Annotated in this window: 1 protein-coding gene; it reads right to left on the reverse strand. The window is 76.4% G+C overall.

Features of this window, described 5'->3' with window-relative positions; genetic code table 11:
* Positions 1-20 precede the first annotated feature (20 nt).
* Positions 21-504 (reverse strand): hypothetical protein (locus tag HMPREF3105_RS10900; protein WP_141762519.1); only part of this gene is annotated, 484 nt, incomplete at its 5' end.

A 504-nucleotide genomic window follows, 5' to 3' on the forward strand; every position in this document is an offset into this window, starting at 1 on the left:
AACCTCATGACCCACAACACCTAGGCCCGGCGCCGCGGGGCGCCGAGTCCGCCGGCCGGACCGCGCAGCAGGAGCACGACGACGGCGACCAGCCCCGCCAACGCCAGCACGCTGACCACGTAGATCGGCCAGGCCCACGGGCTGTGGTCGCCCCCGCCGACGCCGTAGGTGTCCGCGAGCGCCATGCCCGGCCCGAACGAGGCCATGAAGTAGGCCGGAGACGCGGCGACGAGCGAGGCGAGGCCCAGGGCGAGGACCGCCAGCGGGTCGACCTCCTCGCGACGCCACGTGAGGAACCACAGGACCGCGGCCACGCCGAGCCCGGCCGCCAGGCTCACGGCCGAGAGGACGAAGGGGACGCCGAGCTGGCCCGCCGCGCTCAGGTCCGCGTAGATCCTCCCGAGGCCGCGGTCGCCGGGCGCGGCGGCCAACGGGTTGAGGACGAACACCTGCAGGGCCGCGAGCGCCGCGGCGGCGGCGATGACGCCCGGGACCACCGCGCCC

Source organism: Micrococcus sp. HMSC31B01 (assembly GCF_001816085.1).
In the GTDB taxonomy this organism is placed as follows: domain Bacteria; phylum Actinomycetota; class Actinomycetes; order Actinomycetales; family Micrococcaceae; genus Micrococcus; species Micrococcus luteus.